The organism is Streptomyces coerulescens (assembly GCF_042657965.1).
Taxonomy (GTDB): domain Bacteria; phylum Actinomycetota; class Actinomycetes; order Streptomycetales; family Streptomycetaceae; genus Streptomyces; species Streptomyces coerulescens.
Genome location: NZ_JBHSKM010000002.1, coordinates 693,694 through 711,695 on the forward strand (window position 1 = coordinate 693,694; position 18,002 = coordinate 711,695).

An 18,002-nucleotide genomic window follows, 5' to 3' on the forward strand; every position below is an offset into this window, starting at 1 on the left:
CTCCGTCCTTTGTGCGCGTTCCCGGTCCCGGCCGGGGAAAACGGCCGGAGAACAAGCAGGAACCGGTTGGATCCCCGGCGCCCCGCGACGCGTCGTCGCGGGCTAGGTTCATGGCCATGGAGAAGACGGACGGATTCGGTGACGAGCTCGCGGATTTCGTGCGCCGCGTCGCGGAGCTGAAGGCGGCGCGATCCGTGACCGGAGGGGACCTGCCGACGGTCCTGGACGCGGCCATCTTCGAACTCGACCATGTGGCCGACCAGTTGTGGCCCTGGTTCGAGCGGCTGTCCTCGGCGGGGCCGCCGCGTACGCCCTCCGCCGACCGTCAGGAGCAGCACCTGCTGCGGGCGGTGTTCCAGCGGTTTCCGCTCCCGGTCGCGCTGGTGGACCGGGAGGCCGTGGTGCGCCGGCTGAACCCCGCGGCGACCGTCTTCACGGGTGTCCGCTCGGGCTATGCGACGGGCCGCCCGCTGTCCGCCCTCCTCGCTCACGCCGACCGGGCCGCGTTCCGTTCCCAGACCGCCGCCGTGGCCCGCGGCGAGGGCGACCGCAGCCTCACCGTGCATCTCCAGCAGCACCCGTCGGCCCCGGTCCACGCGACCCTGACCGCCCTGCGTCCGAGCGGGGAGCCGCACCCCACGGTGCTGGTGGTGATGCAGCCGGGCGCGCAGGGGGCGCTTGAGCCCCCGGCCCGGCCGGCCCCGCCGACGACCCGGATCCCCGACCTGGCCGAGACGACCCGGCACGCGACCCTGATGGACCTCCTGGACGAGATGACCACGGCCCTGCTGACCGCACCGCGCGGTGACCGCGAGACGGTGCTGCGGCGGGCGGCCGGGGTCCTGCACGGAGGCTTCGCCGACTGGGTGATCGCCGACGCCACCGCTTCGCCGGTGTCCCGTACGGCCGTGCTGGCGCCCTCGCCCGAGGAGGCGAGGGCGCTCGCGGCGCAGGATCCGGCCAGGTGTCCCCTGGTCATCGAGACGACCCGGACCGGAGCCCCCTCGCTCCAGGTACGTCCGCAGGACCCGGACGCCTTCGGCAGGGACCCGCAGGGCGCCCCCGTCCTCGTCCGGGCGAACGTCACCTCGCTCGTGTGCGTCCCGCTGGCGGCCGACGGCAGTGTGCGGGGCACCCTGACCCTCTTCAGATGCGGCGCCAGGGCACCGTTCTCGATGGCGGAGGCGAAGGCCCTGGACACGATGTCCCGCCACATCTCGCTGGCGGCCACCGGGATCGACTAGGGGCGGCCCTCAGGCCACGTCGCTGAGGACCTGTTCCCGCACCCGGTTGCAGCACCGGCTGATCAGCCGGGACACATGCATCTGCGAGATGCCGAGCTGCTCGGCGATCCGGCTCTGCGTCATGTCCCCGAAGAACCGCATGTAGAGGATCGCCCGCTCCCGCTCGGGCAGCGCGGCGAGGCGTGGCTTGACGGCCTCGCGGTCGACGACGGTGTCCAGGGCGGGATCGGCCGACCCGAGCGCGTCGCTGAGCGAGTACCCGTCGTCGCTGCCGGGCAGTTCCGCGTCCAGCGACAGGGCGGTGAAACTCTCCAGCGCCTCCAGGCCGATCCGGACGTCGGCCTCGCTCATGTCCGCGTGCCGGGCGATCTCGGCGTTGGTCGGCATACGGCCGGAGACGGTCTGGAGGTCGTGGACGGCGAACCGTACGCGGTTGCGCAGGTCCTGCACCCGGCGCGGCACGTGCAGCGTCCACATGTGGTCGCGGAAGTGCCGCTTGATCTCGCCGGTGATGGTGGGCACGGCATAGCTCTCGAAGGCGTTGCCGCGCTCGGGGTCGTATCGGTCGACGGCCTTGACCAGGCCGAGGGCGGCGACCTGCCGCAGATCCTCGTAGCTCTCGCCGCGGCTGCGGAAGCGTCCGGCGAGCCGGTCGGCCATGGGCAGCCATGCCTCGACGATCCGCCCGCGGACCGTGTCGCGCTGCGGTCCCTCGGGCAGGGCGGCCAGCTTGCGGAAGTCCTCGGCGGTGTCGGGGGCGTCGTCGTGCGGGTGGTGCTTCGCGCTCACTGGTGTGGGCATGTGCGTCGCAACTCCCTTGGTTGTGCTCTGGCTTGGACGGTCAACCGCGGGAGTGCGGGCGCGCACCGGAACCGGACACACCCGTGGCGGAACTCGCCGCTCCCACGGACGTGCCTCCTGTCCGAAGCACTGTTCGTCCGCCTGCCCTCACTCACCGTCCTCAAACGCCCACGCAGGTTTTCCGCCTGCCCCCGGGGTCACTCGTAGCGATACCGCACAGCCCCCGAACAGAGGGGCCCACAGTCGATCGGACCCGTCGGACCGGGAGGTCCCGTATGAGCACCAAAGTCGCCGACCACGTCCTTCAGCGCCTGCGCGAATGGGGTGTGGATCATGTCTTCGGATACCCGGGCGACGGCATCAACGGGCTGCTCGCCGCCTGGGGCCGGGCCGAGAACCGGCCCCGTTTCATCCAGTCGCGGCACGAGGAGATGTCCGCGTTCCAGGCTGTCGGCTACGCCAAGTTCAGCGGCCGGCTGGGAGTGTGCGCGGCGACATCGGGCCCGGGTGCGATCCATCTCCTGAACGGCCTGTACGACGCCAAGCTCGACCATGTGCCCGTCCTGGCGATCGTCGGCCAGACGCATCGCACCGCGATGGGTGGCTCGTACCAGCAGGAGGTGGACCTGCACACGCTGTTCAAGGACGTCGCCTCGGACTTCGTGGAGACGGTGACGGTCCCCGAGCAGTTGCCGAACGTCCTGGACCGGGCGATCCGCACGGCGTACGCGCGCCGCGCGCCCACGGCCGTCATCATCCCCGGTGACGTGCAGGAGCTGGACTACTCGCCGCCCACGCACGAGTTCAAGATGGTGCCCTCCAGCCTGGACCGCGGTTCCTGGACGGCGGTCCCCTCGGACGACTCCGTGCAGCGGGCGGCGGAGATCCTCAACACCGGTGACAAGGTGGCGATCCTGGTCGGCCAGGGCGCGTCCGGCGCGCGGGCCGAGGTGGAGCGGATCGCCGAGCTGCTCGGCGCCGGTGTGGCGAAGGCGCTGCTCGGCAAGGACGTCCTGAGCGACGAACTGCCCTATGTCACCGGCGCGATCGGCCTGCTGGGCACCCGGCCTTCCTACGAGCTCATGCGGGACTGCGACACGCTGCTGACCATCGGCTCGTCCTTCCCGTACACCCAGTTCCTGCCCGATTTCGGCAAGGCGCGCGGTGTGCAGATCGACATCGATCCGCACATGGTCGGGATGCGGTATCCGTACGAGGTGAATCTCGTCGGCGACGCGAAGGCGACGCTGGAGCGGCTTATTCCGCTGATCAACGCCGAGGAGCGGGGCCGCGAGTGGTACGACACGGTGTGTGACAACGTGGTGCGCTGGCGGGAGATCATGGAGCGGCGCGCCGGTCTTTCGGCCGACCCGATCAACCCGGAGCACGTCACCCGCGCCCTGGACCCGCTGCTGCCGGACAACGCGATCGTGTCCTCGGACTCGGGCTCGGCGGCCAACTGGTACGCCCGCCATCTGACCATGCGGCCCGGTATGCGCGCGTCGCTGTCCGGGACGCTGGCGACGATGGGCTGCGGTGTGCCGTATGCGATCGGCGCCAAGTTCGCCCACCCGGACCGTCCGGCGATCGCGCTGGTCGGGGACGGGGCGATGCAGATGAACGGCCTGGCGGAGCTGATCACGGCCGCGAAGTACAGGGACCTGTGGGAGGACCCGCGCCTGGTCGTGGCCGTGTTCAACAATCACGACCTCAACCAGGTCACCTGGGAGATGCGCGCCATGGAGGGCGCCCCGTCCTTCCTTCCCTCCCAGGAACTCCCCGACGTCCAGTACGCCGCCTTCGCCCGCTCGCTCGGTCTGACCGGCATCCGCGTGGAGAAGCCCGAGGACGTGGAGTCCGCCTGGCGCGCCGGCCTCGAGGCGGACGGCCCCGCCCTGATCGAGTTCCTGACGGACCCGGCCGTGCCGCCGATCCCCCCGCACGCCACCTGGGAACAGATGGAGGCGACGGCCTCGTCGATCCTGAAGGGCGACGCCGACCGCGGCTCGATGATCCGCCAGGGCTTCAAGGCGAAGGTGCAGGAGTTCTTGCCGGGACGGGAGAAGAAGCGCAGCTGACGGACCCGGCGGGAAGGCGCGTTGCTCAAGCCTGAGTGTCGTTTCGACGCCTCAGTGCCTGAGCACCGCGCCTTCCGGCTTGTCCTCGTCCTGCGCCTTGGGCAACACAAGCTCCTCGTACCGCCCCAACGCCAGCACCACGCCGAGCATCAGGAGCGGGAGGAGCACGGCGAGCAGTGCCATGGCCTGGTCCTTCCCCAGATCGTTCGTGGGGGGTGGCGCCAGTCCGGGTCTCCCTTCTTCCGGGGTGCAAACCCTGTGTCGGCCCCCTCGCATCGGGTACGCGGTCCGCAGCCCCGAAGATCTGGAGGGAGTCATGCAGCGAGGCAGTGACCGGCTGAGCGTGCACCGCGACGACGAGATGAAGCACGAGCTCCAAGGGCTGCTGAGGTCCGGGCATCCGACCCGGACCGAGGAGTGGCACGATCCGGAGCCGTCCGCCGAGGACGATCCGCAGGTCGCGGGTGGTCCGGTGGCTCCGGGGACGTCGGCGGCGTCGCTGGCGACGGTCCGGCTGGAGCTGGCGCGGTTCCTCGGTCGCAGCGCCTTCCCGGCGACCCCGCGGGAGCTGGTCCGTGAGCTGCGCCGCGGGTACGCGCCCGATGCCCTGGTCGAATCGTTGGAGCGGCTGTCGCGAACGTCGCGCTACGCGAACGTCCAGGAGCTGGCCGAAGCCGTGACCGGGAGTGAGCGGCGGACCGCCGCCCGGCGCGGGAGGGCCTAGGAGACGCAGCACGCGGAGTGTGAAGGTTCCGCCACGGGTGACGTCGGCGCCCGTCGTCCCGTGGCGGCCGGACGTGCCCACAGATCGGCCGTGCGCCGACGCGCGGGCACGCCGTAGTCACCAGGCCCGTCACCGGGCCGGAAGGACGTTGAGACATCATGCGTATCGCTTTTCTGACCGCCCCCGAGGGCGTCGAACAGATCGAGCTCACCGATCCCTGGCAGGCGGCGGTGGACGCGGGGCACGAGCCGGTGCTCGTGTCGACGAAGCCGGGGACGATCCGGGCGTTCCACCATCTCGACAAGGCGGAGAAGTTCCCCGTGCAGGAGGTTGTGGGCGAGACGTCGGCCGGCTCCTTCGGCGCGCTGGTGCTGCCGGGCGGGGTCGCCAATCCGGACTATCTGCGGATGAACCGCAAGGCGGTCGCCTTCGTACGGGACTTCTTCGACCGGGGTCTGCCGGTCGCGGCGATCTGCCACGCGGCCTGGACGCTGGTGGAGGCGGACGTCGTACGCGGGCGGGTGCTGACCTCCTGGCCGAGCCTGCAGACCGACATCCGCAACGCCGGCGGCACCTGGGTCGACGAGCAGGTGCGGATCTGCGACCACGGCCCGAACCTGCTGGTCACCAGCCGTAAGCCGGACGACCTCAAGGCGTTCTGCGAGACGTTCCTCGAGGTGTTCGCCAGGGAGTGGGGCAAGTCGAGGGAGGCAGTCTGATGGGAGGCCGCAAGCAGGAGCAGAGGGACCGCTTCCGGGCCGACGACCCGACGGCGGGGCCGCTCACCACCGACCAGGGCGTGACGGTCGACCACACCGACGACTCGCTCGCGGCCGGTGAACGCGGGCCGACGCTGATGGAGGACTTCCACTTCCGGGAGAAGCTGACCCACTTCGACCATGAGCGGATCCCGGAGCGGGTGGTGCACGCGCGGGGCGCGGGCGCGTACGGCTATTTCGAACCGTACGAGTCCTGCGCGGAGTTCACCCGCGCGGGCTTCCTGCAGGATCCGTCGGTGCGGACCCCGGTGTTCGTGCGGTTCTCCACGGTGCAGGGGCCGAGGGGCTCCGCGGACACCGTGCGGGACGTGCGCGGGTTCGCGACCAAGTTCTACACGTCGGAGGGGAACTACGACCTGGTCGGGAACAACTTCCCGGTCTTCTTCATCCAGGACGGCATCAAGTTCCCCGACTTCGTGCACGCGGTGAAGCCGGAGCCGCACAACGACATACCGACCGGTGCCTCCGCGCACGACACCCTGTGGGACTTCGTCTCGCTCCAGCCGGAGACGCTGCACGCGATCATGTGGCTGATGTCGGACCGGGCGATCCCGCGCAGCTATCGCATGATGCAGGGCTTCGGCGTGCACACCTTCCGGTTCGTGAACGCCGAGGGGCGCGGCACGTTCGTGAAGTTCCACTGGAAGCCGAAGCTCGGCACGCACTCGCTGGTGTGGGACGAGGCGCAGGAGTGCCAGGGCCGTGACCCGGACTTCAACCGGCGCGACCTGTGGGACGCCATCGAGGCGGGCGAATACCCGGAGTGGGAGCTGGGTGTCCAACTCGTGGCGGAGGAGGACGAGTTCGCCTTCGACTTCGATCTGCTCGACGCCACGAAGATCATCCCGGAGGAGCTGGTGCCGGTGCGGCCGATCGGCCGGATGGTGCTGGACCGCAACCCGGAGAATTTCTTCGCGGAGACCGAACAGGTCGCCTTCCACACGGCCAATGTCGTCCCGGGCATCGACTTCACCAACGATCCGCTGCTCCAGGCCCGCAACTTCTCCTATCTGGACACCCAGTTGATCCGGCTGGGCGGCCCCAACTTCGCCCAGCTGCCGGTGAACCGGCCGGTGGCGGACGTGCGCACCAACCAGCGGGACGGCTACCACCAGGGCGCGATCCACGGGGGCACGAACTACTTTCCGAACTCCCTGGGCGGCGGCTGCCCGGCGCACGCCGGCGTCGACGGCAGCGCGTACACGCACTACGCCGAGCGCGTCGACGGCGCTAAGATCCGGCGGCGCAGCGCGAGTTTCCAGGATCACTACAGCCAGCCCGCGATGTTCTGGAACAGCATGGCGGACTGGGAGCAGGAGCACATCGTCTCGGCGTTCCGCTTCGAGCTCGGCAAGGTCGGCTCGAAGACGATACGGGCCCGTACGGTCGAGCATCTGGCCCAGGTGAACACCGACCTGGCGACCCGGGTGGCGCGCGGGATCGGCGTCGCGGATCCGTCCGGCACCCAGGCGGCGGACAAGCAGTCCTCCCCCGCGCTGAGCCTGCGGGAGCAGCGCGGCGACGGCTCGATCCGCACCCGGCAGATCGCGGTCCTCGTCGCCGACGGCGTCGACACCGAGCAGATCACGTCGGTGCGGGACGCGCTCACGGCCGGGGGCGCGATCGTCGAGGCGCTGGCGCCGGCCGACGGCACGGTGGACGGTGCCGACGGCGAGCCGTTCGAGGTCGACCGCGCGCTGCCGACCGTCGCCTCCGTGCTGTACGACGCCGTGCTGCTGCCCGGCGGGCCCGCGGACACCCCGGGCACGGCCGCCGACCCGGACGCGATGCGTTTCGTACGGGACGCCTACCGGCACGGCAAGCCGGTCGGCGCGCTCGGCTCCGGCGTCGGTGTCATCTCCGCCCTGGGGCCGGAGGGCGTACGGGTGTCGGCCGAGTTCCACCGCACGGTCGCCGACCGGGGCGTGGTGACGGACACGTCACCGGGCCCGGCGAGCGAGGAGTTCCTCACCGCCTTCACGACGGCCCTGTCGGCACACCGCCACTGGGGCCGCCCACCGGTGCACGGCTGAGCATGGCGCGAGCCGGGGCCTGTCCGGCGGATCGGGCCCTAGGGCTCCGCCCGGCCGCCGGGCCCCGTCGGTGTCGGGCTCCCCGGTGTCCGGTCGCGGGCGCCCTCGCGGGTGCGGCCCGAGGCCACCGTGCGGCGTGGGTTGCGGCGCAGGTATTCGCCCTCCAGCTGCGCCATCCGTTCGTTGTGGGCCCGAAGCGCGTCGTTCGAGCCGTACAGCAGCGTGTCGTGGCGCGTCCGGTGGATGTTCTCCAGCTCCTTCATGAGCTGTTGGTCATCCAGCCGGCTGGGGTCGACTCCGGTCATGGTGGTGCCCCGCTCGTCGTGTTCAACCATGCGGTCCGGGTACCCGCCCGTGGAGCACAGAGCCCCCGAGCGGTGTACGGGAGACAGCCATGGATCTCGCCTTTCTGCATCCACTGTACGAACACCAGGGCCCCTGGGCCTCCGTGTACGTCGACACGTCCCGGCACACGGAGGACACGCCCCATGAGCGGCGCCTGACGGCCCAGGCCCTTTCCGCGGAGCTGGCCCGGCAGGGGTGCGACGACGCGACCTGCGGGGCCGTGCGGAGTGCGCTGGAGGCATTGGAGCACTCCTCCGAACCGCACGGCCGCGCGATCTTCGCCCGTGCGGGTGAGGTGGTCCTGGATCCGCCGCTGGCCCGCTCCCCGCTGACCGACAGCGCCCACTGGGCACCGCTGCCGCACACCGCGCCGCTGCTGGAGCTGGCCGGTGAGGACCCGGTCTGCGTGGTCGCCTACGTGGACCGCAAGGGCGCCGATTTCGAGCTGCGCACGGCGCTGGGCCGGCAGGACGCCGGTTCGGTGTCGGGGCGGCAGCACCCGGTGCACCGGACGGCCACGTCCGACTGGTCCGAGCGGCACTTCCAGCTGAAGGTGGAGAACACCTGGGAGCACAACGCCGCCGAGATCGCCGACGCGCTCTCCGTGTGCCAGGAGGAGACCCGGGCCGACCTGCTGATCCTGGTGGGTGACGACCGGGAGCGGCGGAGCGTGCACGAACGGCTGCCGCAGCGGTTGCACGACCTGGTGGTCGAGGCCCCGCACGGCACCGGCAGCAGGCTGCTCGACGAGGACGTCGAACAGGCCCGTGAGGAGCATGTACGGCAGCGGGCGGCACAGGAGCTTGACCGGTTCCTGGCGGCCCGCGCACCGGACGACGAGGGGCGTGCCGGGGCGGTGGAGGGCGTGCCCGCGCTGGTCGAGGCGGCCCGTGAGCACCGTATCGACGAACTCCTGATCCGCCCGGACGGCCCGGACGCGCACCGCGAGGTGTGGATCGGCGAGGACCCTGACCAGCTGGCGGTGCGCCGTACGGACCTGAGGATCCTCGGCGAGCAGCACTCGTGGTCGGCCCGTGCCGACGACGCGTTGATCCGCTGCGCGGTGGCGACGGGCGCGGAGGCGGTCTCGGTCGCCCCGGCGGCCCCGGACAAGGACCCGGCGGGCGGTATGGGCGCGCTGCTGCGGTGGACGTGAGGCGGCGGGCGACGCCGGTCGGCCGATCTCGGCCCGGCCGGCGCCCGCGCGTCATCGCGCGCGTTCCACCCTGCGCTCGTCCCACACGGGCTCCGCGGTCTCGCGTACCCGTCCGTCGCTGCCGAAGACCAGGTAACGGTCGAAGGAGCGGGCGAACCAGCGGTCGTGGGTGACCGAGAGCACCGTGCCCTCGAAGGCTTCCAGGCCCTCCTGGAGGGCCTCGGCGGACTCCAGGTCGAGGTTGTCGGTGGGCTCGTCCAGGAGGAGGGCCGTGACGCCCTCCAGCTCCAGCAGGAGGATCTGGAAGCGGGCCTGCTGGCCGCCGGAGAGCCGGTCGAACGTCTGCTCGGCCTGCTGGGTCAGCTCGTAGCGGCGCAGCCGGGACATCGCGGCGCCCCGGTCCTGGGCGTGCTCCTTCCACAGGATGTCCAGGAGGGTGCGGCCGAGCAGCTCGGGGTGCGCGTGGGTCTGGGCGAAGTGCCCGGGCACGACGCGCGCGCCGAGCTTCCACTGCCCGGTGTGCGCCACGTCGTCGCCGGCCAGCAGCCGCAGGAAGTGCGATTTGCCGGAGCCGTTGGAGCCGAGGACGGCGACGCGTTCGCCGTAGAAGACCTCCAGCGAGAACGGCTTCATCAGGTTGGTGAGTTCGAGGTTCTCGCAGGTGACGGCCCGCACTCCGGTGCGTCCGCCCTTCAGCCGCATCCGGATGTCCTGCTCGCGCGGCGGCTCCGGCGGCGGCCCCGCCTCCTCGAACTTGCGCAGCCGGGTCTGGGCCGCCCGGTAGCGGGAGGCCATGTCGGGGCTGTTCTCCGCCGCCTGACGGAGTGTCAGTACGAGTTTCTTCAGCTGGGCGTGCTTCTCGTCCCAGCGTTTGCGCAGTTCCTCGAAGCGGGCGAAACGGGCACGGCGGGCCTCGTGATAGGTGCCGAAGCCGCCGCCGTGCACCCAGGCGTCCGCTCCGGCGGGTGAGGGCTCCACCGACACGATCTTCTCGGCGGCGCGGGCGAGGAGCTCCCGGTCGTGGGAGACGAAGAGGACCGTCTTGCGGGTCTCCTTCAGGCGCTCCTCCAGCCACCGCTTGCCGGGCACGTCGAGGTAGTTGTCGGGCTCGTCGAGCAGCAGCACCTCGTCGGTGCCGCGCAGCAGCGCCTCCAGCACCAGCCGCTTCTGCTCGCCGCCGGACAGTGTGCGCACCTGCCGCCACTGCGCCTTGTCGTAGGGCACGCCGAGCGCGGCCGTGGTGCACATGTCCCACAGCGTCTCGGCCTCGTACCCGCGCACCTCGGCCCAGTCGGCGAGGGCCTGCGCGTACTTCAGCTGGGCGGCCTCGTCGTCGACGGTCATGATGGCGTGCTCGGCGGCGTCGACGGCCTGCGCGGCGGCGCGGATCCGCGGAGGCGCGACCGACACCAGCAGGTCGCGTACGGTCGTCTCGTCCCGTACGGACCCCACGAACTGGCGCATCACACCGAGGCCGCCGCTGACGGTGACGCTGCCGCCGTGCGGTTTCAGCTCCCCGGAGATCAGCCTCAGCAGGGTCGTCTTGCCGGCGCCGTTGGGTCCGACCAGTGCCACGACGGCGCCGTCCCCCACCCGGAAGGAGACGTCGCCGAGCAACGCCCTCCCGTCGGGGAGGTAGTACTCGAGGTGCGCGGCTTCCAGATGTCCCATGGAGCGGATTGTGCGGGCCGCACGGGAGACCGGGCAAACGCTTATCGGTCGGGTGCGGGTTCGTCGTGGCTGGTCGCGCAGTTCCCCGCACCTCTTCGGGCGGCAGAGCCGCCGAAGAACGCCCGCCTCCGGACGCCGGGCTGCAGAACGCGCCCCCAAAGGGGCGCGGGGAACTGCGCGACCGGCCACGACGGGACCGGCACACGGCATCGCTGAACGCACCCCCTACGGCGCGTCCCCGCCCACCACCTGCCCGGCCGGCCCGCTCTCCCCGGCGGGAGCCACCACCGCCCCCGCCCAGGACAGCGCCTTCCAGCCGTCCTCGGGCGACCCCTCCAGGACCACCACCCCGGTGTTCTCCAGCGGATGCGCCCCCGCGAAGGCGACATCGACGTTGCCCACCCGTGCCGCGGTCCACATGCGGATCGCGGCGCCATGGCTGAACAGGGCCACGGTCCCCGCTCCGCTGCCCGCGGCCTCCGCGACCACGGCGTCATAGCGCGCCAGCGCCTCCGCACCGCTCTCGCCGCCCGGCATCCGCAGCTCCGTGTCGCCCGCCGCCCAGGCGAACACGGTCCGCATGTACACACGCCCGGCCTCCGTGTCACCGGGCAGCATCTCCAGATCACCCGCGGACACCTCACGGATGCCGTCCCGGACGAGCACCTCGAGACCGAGGTCGGCGGCCAGCGGCGCCGCGGTGAGCTGGGTACGGATCAGCGTGGACGCGTAGACCGCCCCGATGTCCTCGCCGGTCAGCGCGGCGGGCAGCGCGGCGGCCTGGCGTTCGCCGAGCTCGGTGAGACCGGGGCCGGGGGCGGCCGTGTCGAGGAGGTAGTCCACATTGGTCGGGGTCTGGCCGTGGCGGACGAGGAGCAGGCGCATGTACGGGTTCCTCCGTGTGTCGGTCACCGCCGGACGGACAGCAATCGGCCACTTCAGGGTACCCAGCCCTGTATGAGCCCAGACGTCGACCTCACGGTCCTCAAGCCCGGCCGGCACGCCCTGCGCGACCGGTTCCTCTCTCTGGACGCGCGGCTGTTCGAGTTCGCCGCCGAGCAGCACTGGCCGTACGCCGAGCGGATCCTGCCGCGGCTGAGCCGGAGCGCCAACCACGGCCTGCTGTGGTTCGCGACGGGTGCCGTCATCGCCGCCGCCCGCACGCCGCGCGCCCGCCGGGCCGCGGTCCGGGGTCTCGCCTCCCTGAGCGTGGCCTCGCTGACCATCAACACCGTCGGCAAACGGTCGGTGCGCCGGCCCCGACCCACGCTGGACCCCGTGCCGCTGGTGCGGCAGCTGAAACGGCAGCCGATCACCACCTCGTTCCCGTCCGGGCATGCCGCGTCGGCGGCCGCGTTCGCCACCGGCGTCGCCATGGAGTCGCCCGCCTGGGGGCTGGTGGTGGCTCCGATCGCCTGGTCGGTCGCGCTGTCGCGGGTGTACACCGGCGTGCACTTCCCGAGCGACGTACTGGCGGGCGCGGCGCTGGGCGCGGGCGCCGCGTTCGCCGTACGGGGCATGGTGCCCACGCGTGCCCGGCAGACCCCGCCGGCCCGTCCGCGTACGGATGTGCCGGCGCTGACGGAGGGGGACGGTCTGATCGTGGTGGCCAACAAGGCGGCGGCCACCTCCGACCGGGTGCACGCCCTGCTGGACCTGCTGCCGCGCGCCGAGCTCGTGGAGTGCGAACCGGCGGACGTCGGGGCCGAGTTGAGCAAGGCCGCGGCCCGCGCACGGGTGCTCGGGGTGTGCGGCGGCGACGGCACGGTGAACGCCGCGGCGGAGGTCGCGCTGCGGCACGGGCTGCCGCTGGCCGTGCTGCCCGGCGGCACGCTGAACCACTTCGCCGTCGATCTCGGCGTGGAGGGCGAACGCGACCTCGGCCGGGCCGTGCAGCGCGGCGAGGCCGTCCGCGTGGACGTGGGCCGCTTCAGGTCCGGTGCGCAGCAGGGGCTGTTCCTCAACACGTGCAGTCTCGGCGTGTACCCGGAGCTGGTGCGCGAGCGCGACCGCTTCTCGCCGCGTATCGGCCCCTGGCCGGCCGGGGTGGTGGCGGCGCTGCGGGTGCTGCGCCGGAACCGCCATCCGCTCCAGGCCGAAGTCGCCGGCCGCTCACACCCGTTGTGGCTGCTGTTCGCCGGGAACGGCACCTACCACCGGTTGGGCCTGGCCCCCGCGCGCCGGCTGAATCTCGCGGACGGGGTGCTCGACGTACGGGTCGTGCACGGCGGCCGGCGGCCCGCGCTGCGCCTGCTCGCCGCGGCCGTGGCAGGCCCGCTGACCCGCTCCCCCGCCCATGCGGCGGTCCAGGTCGGCCGGCTGCGGCTGACGGGTGTCACACCGGGGGCACTGCTCGCCTACGACGGCGAAGTCACCGAGGTGGGGGGCGAGGTGACGCTGGAGAAGCTGCCGGAGGCACTGACGGTCTACCGTCCCCTGATCAGTTCCTGACATCCGGTCAGTCCACATTGCAAAACGCCGGTCTCAACATCCGACATGCGGGCGTACGGTGAACCAGTACGACGAGACGAGGGGATCAGGCATGTCGAAGGCACAGCCGGACGCACACTCCAAGGCACGGGAGACCGCCGTCTACACGCACGGGCACCACGAGTCCGTGCTGCGTTCGCACACCTGGCGCACCGCGGCCAACTCGGCGGCCTACCTGCTCGACTCGCTGAAGCCGCACATGCGGATCCTGGACGTGGGCTGCGGGCCGGGCACGATCACCGCGGACCTGGCGGCTCTGGTCCCGGACGGACAGGTCACGGGTGTCGACCGGTCGCCCGAGGTCCTGGAGCAGGCCAGGGCCACGGCCGCCGGGCGCGGGGTGCCGAACGTCGACTTCGCGGTGGCGGACGTGCACGCCCTGGACTTCCCGGACGAGACGTTCTGCGTGGTCCACGCCCACCAGGTGCTGCAGCACGTCGGCGATCCGGTGGCCGCGCTGCGCGAGATGGCGCGGGTCATCAGGCCGGGCGGTTTCCTCGCGGTCCGCGACTCGGACTACGCCGCCATGACCTGGTATCCGGCGTCCCGTGGGATGGACGACTGGCTGGACCTGTACCGCCGGGTCGCCCGCGCCAACGGCGGCGAGCCGGACGCGGGGCGCCGGCTGAAGTCCTGGGCGCTGCGGGCGGGGCTCACCGACATCACCGCGACATCGAGCACCTGGACCTTCTCGACCGAGGAGGAGCGGGCCTGGTGGAGCGGGCTGTGGGCGGATCGCACACTGGCCTCGGCGTATGCCGAGCGGGCCACGGAGGGCGGTCACGCGACCTTGGAGGAATTGCGGGCCGTGTCGGAGGCCTGGCGGGAGTGGGGGCGGCGCGGCGACGGCTGGTTCAGTGTGCTGCACGGGGAGATTCTGTGCCGTAAGGAAGCCTGAATCCCGAATTGTTGGAAACCCGTCGAGCAGGAGGTTGGACTATGATTCCTATTCTGCTCGTGCTGCTGCTGGCTCTGATTCTCTTCGGTGCCGGATTCGCGTTGAAGGCCCTTTGGTGGATCGCCGTCGTGGTGCTCGTCGTATGGCTGCTGGGATTCGTGATGCGGGGCACGACCACGGCAGGAGGCAGGGGACGCTGGTACCGGTGGTGAAGTGACTTCACTCCCTGGGGAGCAGCGGTCCGAGCGGCCCGAGGTCCAGATTGAGGTCCTCGGGCCGCAGTCCGTAGCGCTCCCGCAGCTCGGTCATCCGGTCTTCGAGCAGCATCAGCGTGAGCCCGATCCGTTCCTCCTGCTCCTCGTCGAGTTCGCCCGTGTCGAAGCGGCGCAGCGCCTGGCGTTCCATGAGCTGGCGGAGCAACTCGACGACCGTCAGGACGAGTTTCACGAGGTCGCGTTCGACCGTGTCGGGATCGAGGTCCAGCCGGTTGCGTGGTGACGTCATGATGTCAACTTCCCCCAGGGCGAAGGGACCTGCTCGTTGACGGAGCTGATCAGCGCGTTCAGGTCGATGCGCACGAGGTCGACGTCGGCGATGCGCAGGGTGATGTCCCCGGTGACGACGACGCCTCCAGCGAGCAGCCGGTCGAGCAGGTCCACCAGGGCGACCTCACGGCGTTCGACGACGGTCACCGCTCCACCTCCGTCTCCTCGGCGAACTCCCCGGTGAAGGAATACGCCGCCCACGGTCCGGTCAGTTCGACGCGGATTCCGGGGGCGTCGTCCTTCTCCCGGTCCACCAGTTCCACGAATTCCTCGGAATCCGCGCGGGGCACGAGATAGGCGGCGTTGAGCACATTCTGTCCGGACGCGCCGGAAAGCGCGGCGCTCTGCGGAGCGTGCAGCCGGGCGTCCTCGGCGAAAGTGGAAAGCGTCTCGTGCAGCCGGCCGGCGAATTCGGTGGCCCGCTGCCACACGTCCTCGTGGGCGCGGGTCTGCATACGGCGCCGGCGCAGATAGTCACGGCCCGACCCCGCCCCGTGCTCGGGCGGGCCGGGCGCGGCGGCCTCGGCGGCTTCCGTGGGCTCTCTCTCCACGAACACCTTCACGCCCCACTCCACCCGGCCCTCCAGCCGGTCAAGGACGCGCCGGAAGTCCTCCTCGCGTGCCTCCATCATGGTCCGTACGCCGCTGTCGTCCCGGAAGACGGTGCCGAGCCGCAGCGGCAGCGGCGTGGTGACGGCGGTGAGCGCGTCGATGACCTGCTGATGGGCGCGGGCGGTGACGGTGAGCCAGTCGAGGTCCTCCAGGTGCGCGTGCAGCGGCGCCTCGGCGAAGTCCGCCTCGGGCACCGAGCTGACGACGGCGACCAGGCCGTGGTGGGTGAGCTGCTTGGGCGGCGCCCCGGCGACCCCCGTCAGCTGCGCCTGGAGGGCGGAGCGAAAGGGGCGGCACACGGCGTAGACGTAGCGCAGAGCGGTCATGGGGCCTCCTCCTGTGCACGGGCGGCTTCCCCGGCGGGCTCCAACTGCTCCAGCCGCTCCAGTCGCTCACGCAACTCGGCGTTCTCCCTGGCCAGTTCGTTGCGGTGGGCACGGGAGGACAGCGCCGGGTCGTCCTCCCACCAGTCGATGCCCATCTCCTTCGCCTTGTCGACGGAGGCGACGATCAGCCGCAGCTTCACGGTGAGGAGCTCGATGTCGAGCAGATTGATCCGGATGTCTCCCGCGATCACGATGCCCTTGTCGAGCACGCGCTCCAGGATGTCCGCGAGGTTGGCTCCGCTGCCCTGGCTGTAGGGCTCCGGCAGCCTGCTGGACATGGTCATCGCCGGCTCCCGCTGCCCGCGTACTCGTCCTCGTCCTCGTCCTCATACTCGGCGTCGGCTTCGTCCTCTGCTTCGTCCTCGTCCTCGTACTCGGGCTCGTCCTCATACGCGTCCTCGGGCTCCTCGTCACCCTCGGCCTCCTCGTCCTCGTACTCGCCCTCCGGCTCACCGTCCTCGTCCTCGTCGTCCTCGTTCTCTTGGTACTCCTCCTCGTCCTCCTTCGCGACCGCGTCCTCATGGGTGCGGACGACCTCGCCGTCGCGGATCTCGCCGCGCCAGCCCTCCTCGGCCTCTCCCTTGAGGGTGACGAAGCGGACGAAGTTCTTGAGGTCGAGCCGGGCCCGGCGGCCCTGGGCGCGCCAGATGTTTCCGGTCTTCTCGAAGAAGCCCGACGGGTAGTACTCGATCACCAGCAGGACGCGGGTGAGACTGTCGGCGAGCCGGTGGAAGGAGACAACACCCTTCGTGGTCCCCTTGGCACCCTCCGAAGTCCAGGCGATCCGCTCGTCCGGCACCTGCTCCGTGGTCTGCGCCTTCCAGCTGCGGTTGGACCAGAAGACCTTCGCCTGCCAGTCGGAGGTCGTGTCGTCGGCGCGGTTTGCGCTCTTCACGCCCTTGGCGAAGGTGCTGAAGTCCTGGTACTGGGTCCACTGGTCGTAGGCGGTGCGCAGCGGCACGCCGATGTCGACGTACTCGATGATGACCGTGGGCTTCTTGCCCGCCCCGCCCTTGTTCTTGCCCTTGCCGCCCCCACCGAGGTTCTTGAACGCGTTCACGACATTGTCCTTCGCGCGGGTTGCGCCGAGTTCCAGCGCGCTGCGCAGCGGCCCCTTGCCGTCGGCGAGCTTGCGGCCGCCCTCGAGGGCGAGCTGGGCGAAGCCGGGGCTGCGGCCCTCGGCGATGTCGTTCAGCTTGACCGTGGTCTCGCCGAGCTTGCGGCCGGCGCCGGTCAGCAGCCGCGTGGCCTGCGCTGCGAGGTAGTCCTGGAGTTCGGACTTGAAACGGTCGGCCGCCTCACTGTTGGCCAGGCCGGACAGGGGCTGCTTCGCCGCGCCGCCGGCCGCGGAGCCCGCGGATCCGAGTGTCTCGGTCATGACCCGTCACCACCCTTCGACCGGCGTGCCCCGGCCGTCTGCCTGGCCGCCGACCTGGCGCCGGCCGTCCGCTTCGACGCCGTCTTCTTCTTGGGCGCCGTCCGCTTCGCGGGGGCCTTCTTGGCCGACTTCTTCGCGGTCTTCTTCGCCGCGGGCTTCCTGGACGTCGCCTCGCGGGCCGGCTCCTCGGCGTCCTCGCGGTCGTCGTCCCGCGCGGACCGATCCGCGTCCTCGCCGTCCGCGCCGCGCTCGTCCTTCGCACCGGGATCCGGCGTCGGCACCGCGCCCGACAGCTGCTCGCGCACCTCGGCGGTGCGTCCGTGCAGCCGGTCGGCGAACGCGTCGAGCTGCCGCTCGACCATCGCGCCGGAGGCCGCCTGGCCGACGCCGCGCAGATCCTCACGCAGCTGGTCCCCGATCTCCTTGAACTGCGGGTTGTTCTTCAGCTGCCCGGACACCAGGTCCACGATCCCCTGCGGGCTCAGGTGCATCCGCTTGCCCGCCACCAACGTGCCAAGGGCGAACGCCAGTTTCATCTTCTTCGTACGCCCGAGGACGTATCCGGCCCCTACCGCGAGGCCCAGTCCCACTCGGTTCATCATGCCGTCCCGTCACTGTTGCCGTACCCTGCGCGCAGGCCCGTCTCGAGCCGGTCGAGCAGTTCGTCCTCCTGGCGGTCGAACTCCTCCTCGTCGATCTCGCCCGCGGTCAACCGCTCCTCCAGCCGTGCCAGTTCGGCGCGCACGGCGCTCGGGTCGTAGTAGATGCGTTCCGCTTCGTTCAGCACCTGTCTGATCACCCATCCGCTGCCGCGCACCGGGGCGAACGGCAGCAGCAGTACCTCTCCGATCAGTCCCACGAC

Annotated in this window: 21 protein-coding genes; 9 read left to right on the forward strand and 12 right to left on the reverse strand. The window is 71.2% G+C overall.

Going from position 1 to position 18,002, the window contains the following annotated elements; genetic code table 11:
- Positions 1-116 precede the first annotated feature (116 nt).
- A complete protein-coding gene (locus tag ACFPQ9_RS04560) occupies positions 117-1,244 on the forward strand; it encodes a PAS domain-containing protein (RefSeq protein WP_380846847.1) in 1,128 nt (375 codons plus the stop codon).
- A gap of 9 nt (positions 1,245-1,253) precedes the next feature.
- On the opposite strand, the gene ACFPQ9_RS04565 is transcribed toward ACFPQ9_RS04560, so the two are convergent.
- A complete protein-coding gene (locus tag ACFPQ9_RS04565; RefSeq protein WP_380846850.1) occupies positions 1,254-2,045 on the reverse strand; it encodes an RNA polymerase sigma factor SigF in 792 nt (263 codons plus the stop codon).
- A 275-nt stretch (positions 2,046-2,320) separates the two neighbouring features.
- Between ACFPQ9_RS04565 and ACFPQ9_RS04570 the strand changes: the two genes are divergently transcribed.
- On the forward strand, positions 2,321-4,123 hold the full coding sequence (locus tag ACFPQ9_RS04570) for a thiamine pyrophosphate-requiring protein (protein WP_380846853.1): 1,803 nt from the start codon (positions 2,321-2,323) through the stop codon (positions 4,121-4,123).
- A 51-nt stretch (positions 4,124-4,174) separates the two neighbouring features.
- Here ACFPQ9_RS04570 and ACFPQ9_RS04575 read toward each other — a convergent pair whose 3' ends face one another.
- Entirely contained in the window at positions 4,175-4,306 is a 132-nt protein-coding gene (locus ACFPQ9_RS04575) for a hypothetical protein (protein ID WP_380846856.1), read from the reverse strand.
- A gap of 133 nt (positions 4,307-4,439) precedes the next feature.
- On the opposite strand from ACFPQ9_RS04575, the gene ACFPQ9_RS04580 reads away from it, so the two are divergent.
- From ACFPQ9_RS04580 to ACFPQ9_RS04590, 3 genes are all read left to right on the forward strand, one after another.
- Positions 4,440-4,847 (forward strand): DUF2795 domain-containing protein, encoded by a 408-nt coding sequence (locus ACFPQ9_RS04580; RefSeq protein ID WP_380846859.1) that lies wholly within the window; start codon positions 4,440-4,442, stop codon positions 4,845-4,847.
- Between the two features lie 158 nt (positions 4,848-5,005).
- A complete protein-coding gene (locus tag ACFPQ9_RS04585) occupies positions 5,006-5,566 on the forward strand; it encodes a type 1 glutamine amidotransferase domain-containing protein (protein ID WP_380846862.1) in 561 nt (186 codons plus the stop codon).
- The gene (locus tag ACFPQ9_RS04590) at positions 5,566-7,659 is read left to right on the forward strand and encodes a catalase (RefSeq protein WP_380846865.1); all 2,094 of its coding nucleotides are present in this window, start codon (positions 5,566-5,568) and stop codon (positions 7,657-7,659) included. The genes ACFPQ9_RS04585 and ACFPQ9_RS04590 overlap by 1 nt, the downstream gene beginning before the upstream one ends.
- 38 nt (positions 7,660-7,697) lie before the next feature.
- Here the strand turns inward: ACFPQ9_RS04590 and ACFPQ9_RS04595 are convergent, their stop codons facing one another.
- Positions 7,698-7,994, reverse strand: a complete 297-nt coding sequence (locus tag ACFPQ9_RS04595) for a DUF6158 family protein (protein WP_380846868.1) — start codon at positions 7,992-7,994, stop codon at positions 7,698-7,700.
- Positions 7,995-8,053: 59 nt separating this feature from the next.
- On the opposite strand from ACFPQ9_RS04595, the gene ACFPQ9_RS04600 reads away from it, so the two are divergent.
- Positions 8,054-9,160 (forward strand): baeRF2 domain-containing protein, encoded by a 1,107-nt coding sequence (locus ACFPQ9_RS04600; protein WP_380846871.1) that lies wholly within the window; start codon positions 8,054-8,056, stop codon positions 9,158-9,160.
- Positions 9,161-9,211: 51 nt separating this feature from the next.
- On the opposite strand, the gene ACFPQ9_RS04605 is transcribed toward ACFPQ9_RS04600, so the two are convergent.
- Entirely contained in the window at positions 9,212-10,831 is a 1,620-nt protein-coding gene (locus ACFPQ9_RS04605; RefSeq protein WP_380846874.1) for an ABC-F family ATP-binding cassette domain-containing protein, read from the reverse strand.
- Positions 10,832-11,056: 225 nt separating this feature from the next.
- Positions 11,057-11,716: a histidine phosphatase family protein gene (locus ACFPQ9_RS04610; protein WP_380846877.1), complete on the reverse strand. Its 660-nt coding sequence runs from the start codon at positions 11,714-11,716 to the stop codon at positions 11,057-11,059.
- 72 nt (positions 11,717-11,788) lie between these two features.
- On the opposite strand from ACFPQ9_RS04610, the gene ACFPQ9_RS04615 reads away from it, so the two are divergent.
- The 3 genes from ACFPQ9_RS04615 (at position 11,789) to ACFPQ9_RS04625 (ending at position 14,431) form a co-directional block, all read left to right on the forward strand.
- Positions 11,789-13,282, forward strand: coding sequence for a bifunctional phosphatase PAP2/diacylglycerol kinase family protein (locus ACFPQ9_RS04615; RefSeq protein WP_380846880.1), 1,494 nt, complete (start codon positions 11,789-11,791; stop codon positions 13,280-13,282).
- 91 nt (positions 13,283-13,373) lie between these two features.
- Positions 13,374-14,219, forward strand: coding sequence for a class I SAM-dependent methyltransferase (locus tag ACFPQ9_RS04620; RefSeq protein WP_380846883.1), 846 nt, complete (start codon positions 13,374-13,376; stop codon positions 14,217-14,219).
- A 41-nt stretch (positions 14,220-14,260) separates the two neighbouring features.
- Entirely contained in the window at positions 14,261-14,431 is a 171-nt protein-coding gene (locus ACFPQ9_RS04625; protein ID WP_030953082.1) for a hypothetical protein, read from the forward strand.
- A 7-nt stretch (positions 14,432-14,438) separates the two neighbouring features.
- Here the strand turns inward: ACFPQ9_RS04625 and ACFPQ9_RS04630 are convergent, their stop codons facing one another.
- Genes ACFPQ9_RS04630 through ACFPQ9_RS04660 form a run of 7 tightly spaced genes read right to left on the reverse strand, consistent with a single transcriptional unit; the run spans position 14,439 to position 17,999 of the window.
- Positions 14,439-14,723, reverse strand: coding sequence for a gas vesicle protein K (locus ACFPQ9_RS04630; RefSeq protein WP_380846887.1), 285 nt, complete (start codon positions 14,721-14,723; stop codon positions 14,439-14,441).
- Positions 14,720-14,911 carry a gas vesicle protein gene (locus ACFPQ9_RS04635; protein WP_380846890.1) on the reverse strand — a complete coding sequence of 64 codons (192 nt, stop codon included), beginning with the start codon at positions 14,909-14,911 and terminating at the stop codon, positions 14,720-14,722. Before ACFPQ9_RS04635 ends, ACFPQ9_RS04630 begins: the two co-directional genes overlap by 4 nt.
- The gene (locus ACFPQ9_RS04640; RefSeq protein WP_380846893.1) at positions 14,908-15,702 is read right to left on the reverse strand and encodes a GvpL/GvpF family gas vesicle protein; all 795 of its coding nucleotides are present in this window, start codon (positions 15,700-15,702) and stop codon (positions 14,908-14,910) included. The genes ACFPQ9_RS04635 and ACFPQ9_RS04640 overlap by 4 nt, the downstream gene beginning before the upstream one ends.
- The gene (locus ACFPQ9_RS04645) at positions 15,699-16,046 is read right to left on the reverse strand and encodes a gas vesicle protein (RefSeq protein WP_380846896.1); all 348 of its coding nucleotides are present in this window, start codon (positions 16,044-16,046) and stop codon (positions 15,699-15,701) included. The genes ACFPQ9_RS04640 and ACFPQ9_RS04645 overlap by 4 nt, the downstream gene beginning before the upstream one ends.
- Complete coding sequence (locus ACFPQ9_RS04650) at positions 16,043-17,140, reverse strand: SRPBCC family protein (RefSeq protein WP_380846899.1); 1,098 nt, start codon at positions 17,138-17,140, stop codon at positions 16,043-16,045. The genes ACFPQ9_RS04645 and ACFPQ9_RS04650 overlap by 4 nt, the downstream gene beginning before the upstream one ends.
- On the reverse strand, positions 17,137-17,739 hold the full coding sequence (locus ACFPQ9_RS04655) for a DNA primase (RefSeq protein ID WP_380848414.1): 603 nt from the start codon (positions 17,737-17,739) through the stop codon (positions 17,137-17,139). Before ACFPQ9_RS04655 ends, ACFPQ9_RS04650 begins: the two co-directional genes overlap by 4 nt.
- Positions 17,739-17,999, reverse strand: coding sequence for a gas vesicle protein GvpG (locus tag ACFPQ9_RS04660; protein ID WP_380846902.1), 261 nt, complete (start codon positions 17,997-17,999; stop codon positions 17,739-17,741). Before ACFPQ9_RS04660 ends, ACFPQ9_RS04655 begins: the two co-directional genes overlap by 1 nt.
- Positions 18,000-18,002 lie beyond the last annotated feature (3 nt).

Bases quoted from the DNA above. Each gene is read 5' to 3' on its own strand.
- ACFPQ9_RS04560 (WP_380846847.1), top strand. From the start codon at position 117: ATGGAGAAGACGGACGGATTCGGTGACGAGCTCGCGGATTTCGTGCGC.
- ACFPQ9_RS04565 (WP_380846850.1), bottom strand. From the start codon at position 2,045: ATGCCCACACCAGTGAGCGCGAAGCACCACCCGCACGACGACGCCCCC.
- ACFPQ9_RS04570 (WP_380846853.1), top strand. From the start codon at position 2,321: ATGAGCACCAAAGTCGCCGACCACGTCCTTCAGCGCCTGCGCGAATGG.
- ACFPQ9_RS04575 (WP_380846856.1), bottom strand. From the start codon at position 4,306: ATGGCACTGCTCGCCGTGCTCCTCCCGCTCCTGATGCTCGGCGTGGTG.
- ACFPQ9_RS04580 (WP_380846859.1), top strand. From the start codon at position 4,440: ATGCAGCGAGGCAGTGACCGGCTGAGCGTGCACCGCGACGACGAGATG.
- ACFPQ9_RS04585 (WP_380846862.1), top strand. From the start codon at position 5,006: ATGCGTATCGCTTTTCTGACCGCCCCCGAGGGCGTCGAACAGATCGAG.
- ACFPQ9_RS04590 (WP_380846865.1), top strand. From the start codon at position 5,566: ATGGGAGGCCGCAAGCAGGAGCAGAGGGACCGCTTCCGGGCCGACGAC.
- ACFPQ9_RS04595 (WP_380846868.1), bottom strand. From the start codon at position 7,994: ATGGTTGAACACGACGAGCGGGGCACCACCATGACCGGAGTCGACCCC.
- ACFPQ9_RS04600 (WP_380846871.1), top strand. From the start codon at position 8,054: ATGGATCTCGCCTTTCTGCATCCACTGTACGAACACCAGGGCCCCTGG.
- ACFPQ9_RS04605 (WP_380846874.1), bottom strand. From the start codon at position 10,831: ATGGGACATCTGGAAGCCGCGCACCTCGAGTACTACCTCCCCGACGGG.
- ACFPQ9_RS04610 (WP_380846877.1), bottom strand. From the start codon at position 11,716: ATGCGCCTGCTCCTCGTCCGCCACGGCCAGACCCCGACCAATGTGGAC.
- ACFPQ9_RS04615 (WP_380846880.1), top strand. From the start codon at position 11,789: ATGAGCCCAGACGTCGACCTCACGGTCCTCAAGCCCGGCCGGCACGCC.
- ACFPQ9_RS04620 (WP_380846883.1), top strand. From the start codon at position 13,374: ATGTCGAAGGCACAGCCGGACGCACACTCCAAGGCACGGGAGACCGCC.
- ACFPQ9_RS04625 (WP_030953082.1), top strand. From the start codon at position 14,261: ATGATTCCTATTCTGCTCGTGCTGCTGCTGGCTCTGATTCTCTTCGGT.
- ACFPQ9_RS04630 (WP_380846887.1), bottom strand. From the start codon at position 14,723: ATGACGTCACCACGCAACCGGCTGGACCTCGATCCCGACACGGTCGAA.
- ACFPQ9_RS04640 (WP_380846893.1), bottom strand. From the start codon at position 15,702: ATGACCGCTCTGCGCTACGTCTACGCCGTGTGCCGCCCCTTTCGCTCC.
- ACFPQ9_RS04645 (WP_380846896.1), bottom strand. From the start codon at position 16,046: ATGACCATGTCCAGCAGGCTGCCGGAGCCCTACAGCCAGGGCAGCGGA.
- ACFPQ9_RS04650 (WP_380846899.1), bottom strand. From the start codon at position 17,140: ATGACCGAGACACTCGGATCCGCGGGCTCCGCGGCCGGCGGCGCGGCG.
- ACFPQ9_RS04655 (WP_380848414.1), bottom strand. From the start codon at position 17,739: ATGAACCGAGTGGGACTGGGCCTCGCGGTAGGGGCCGGATACGTCCTC.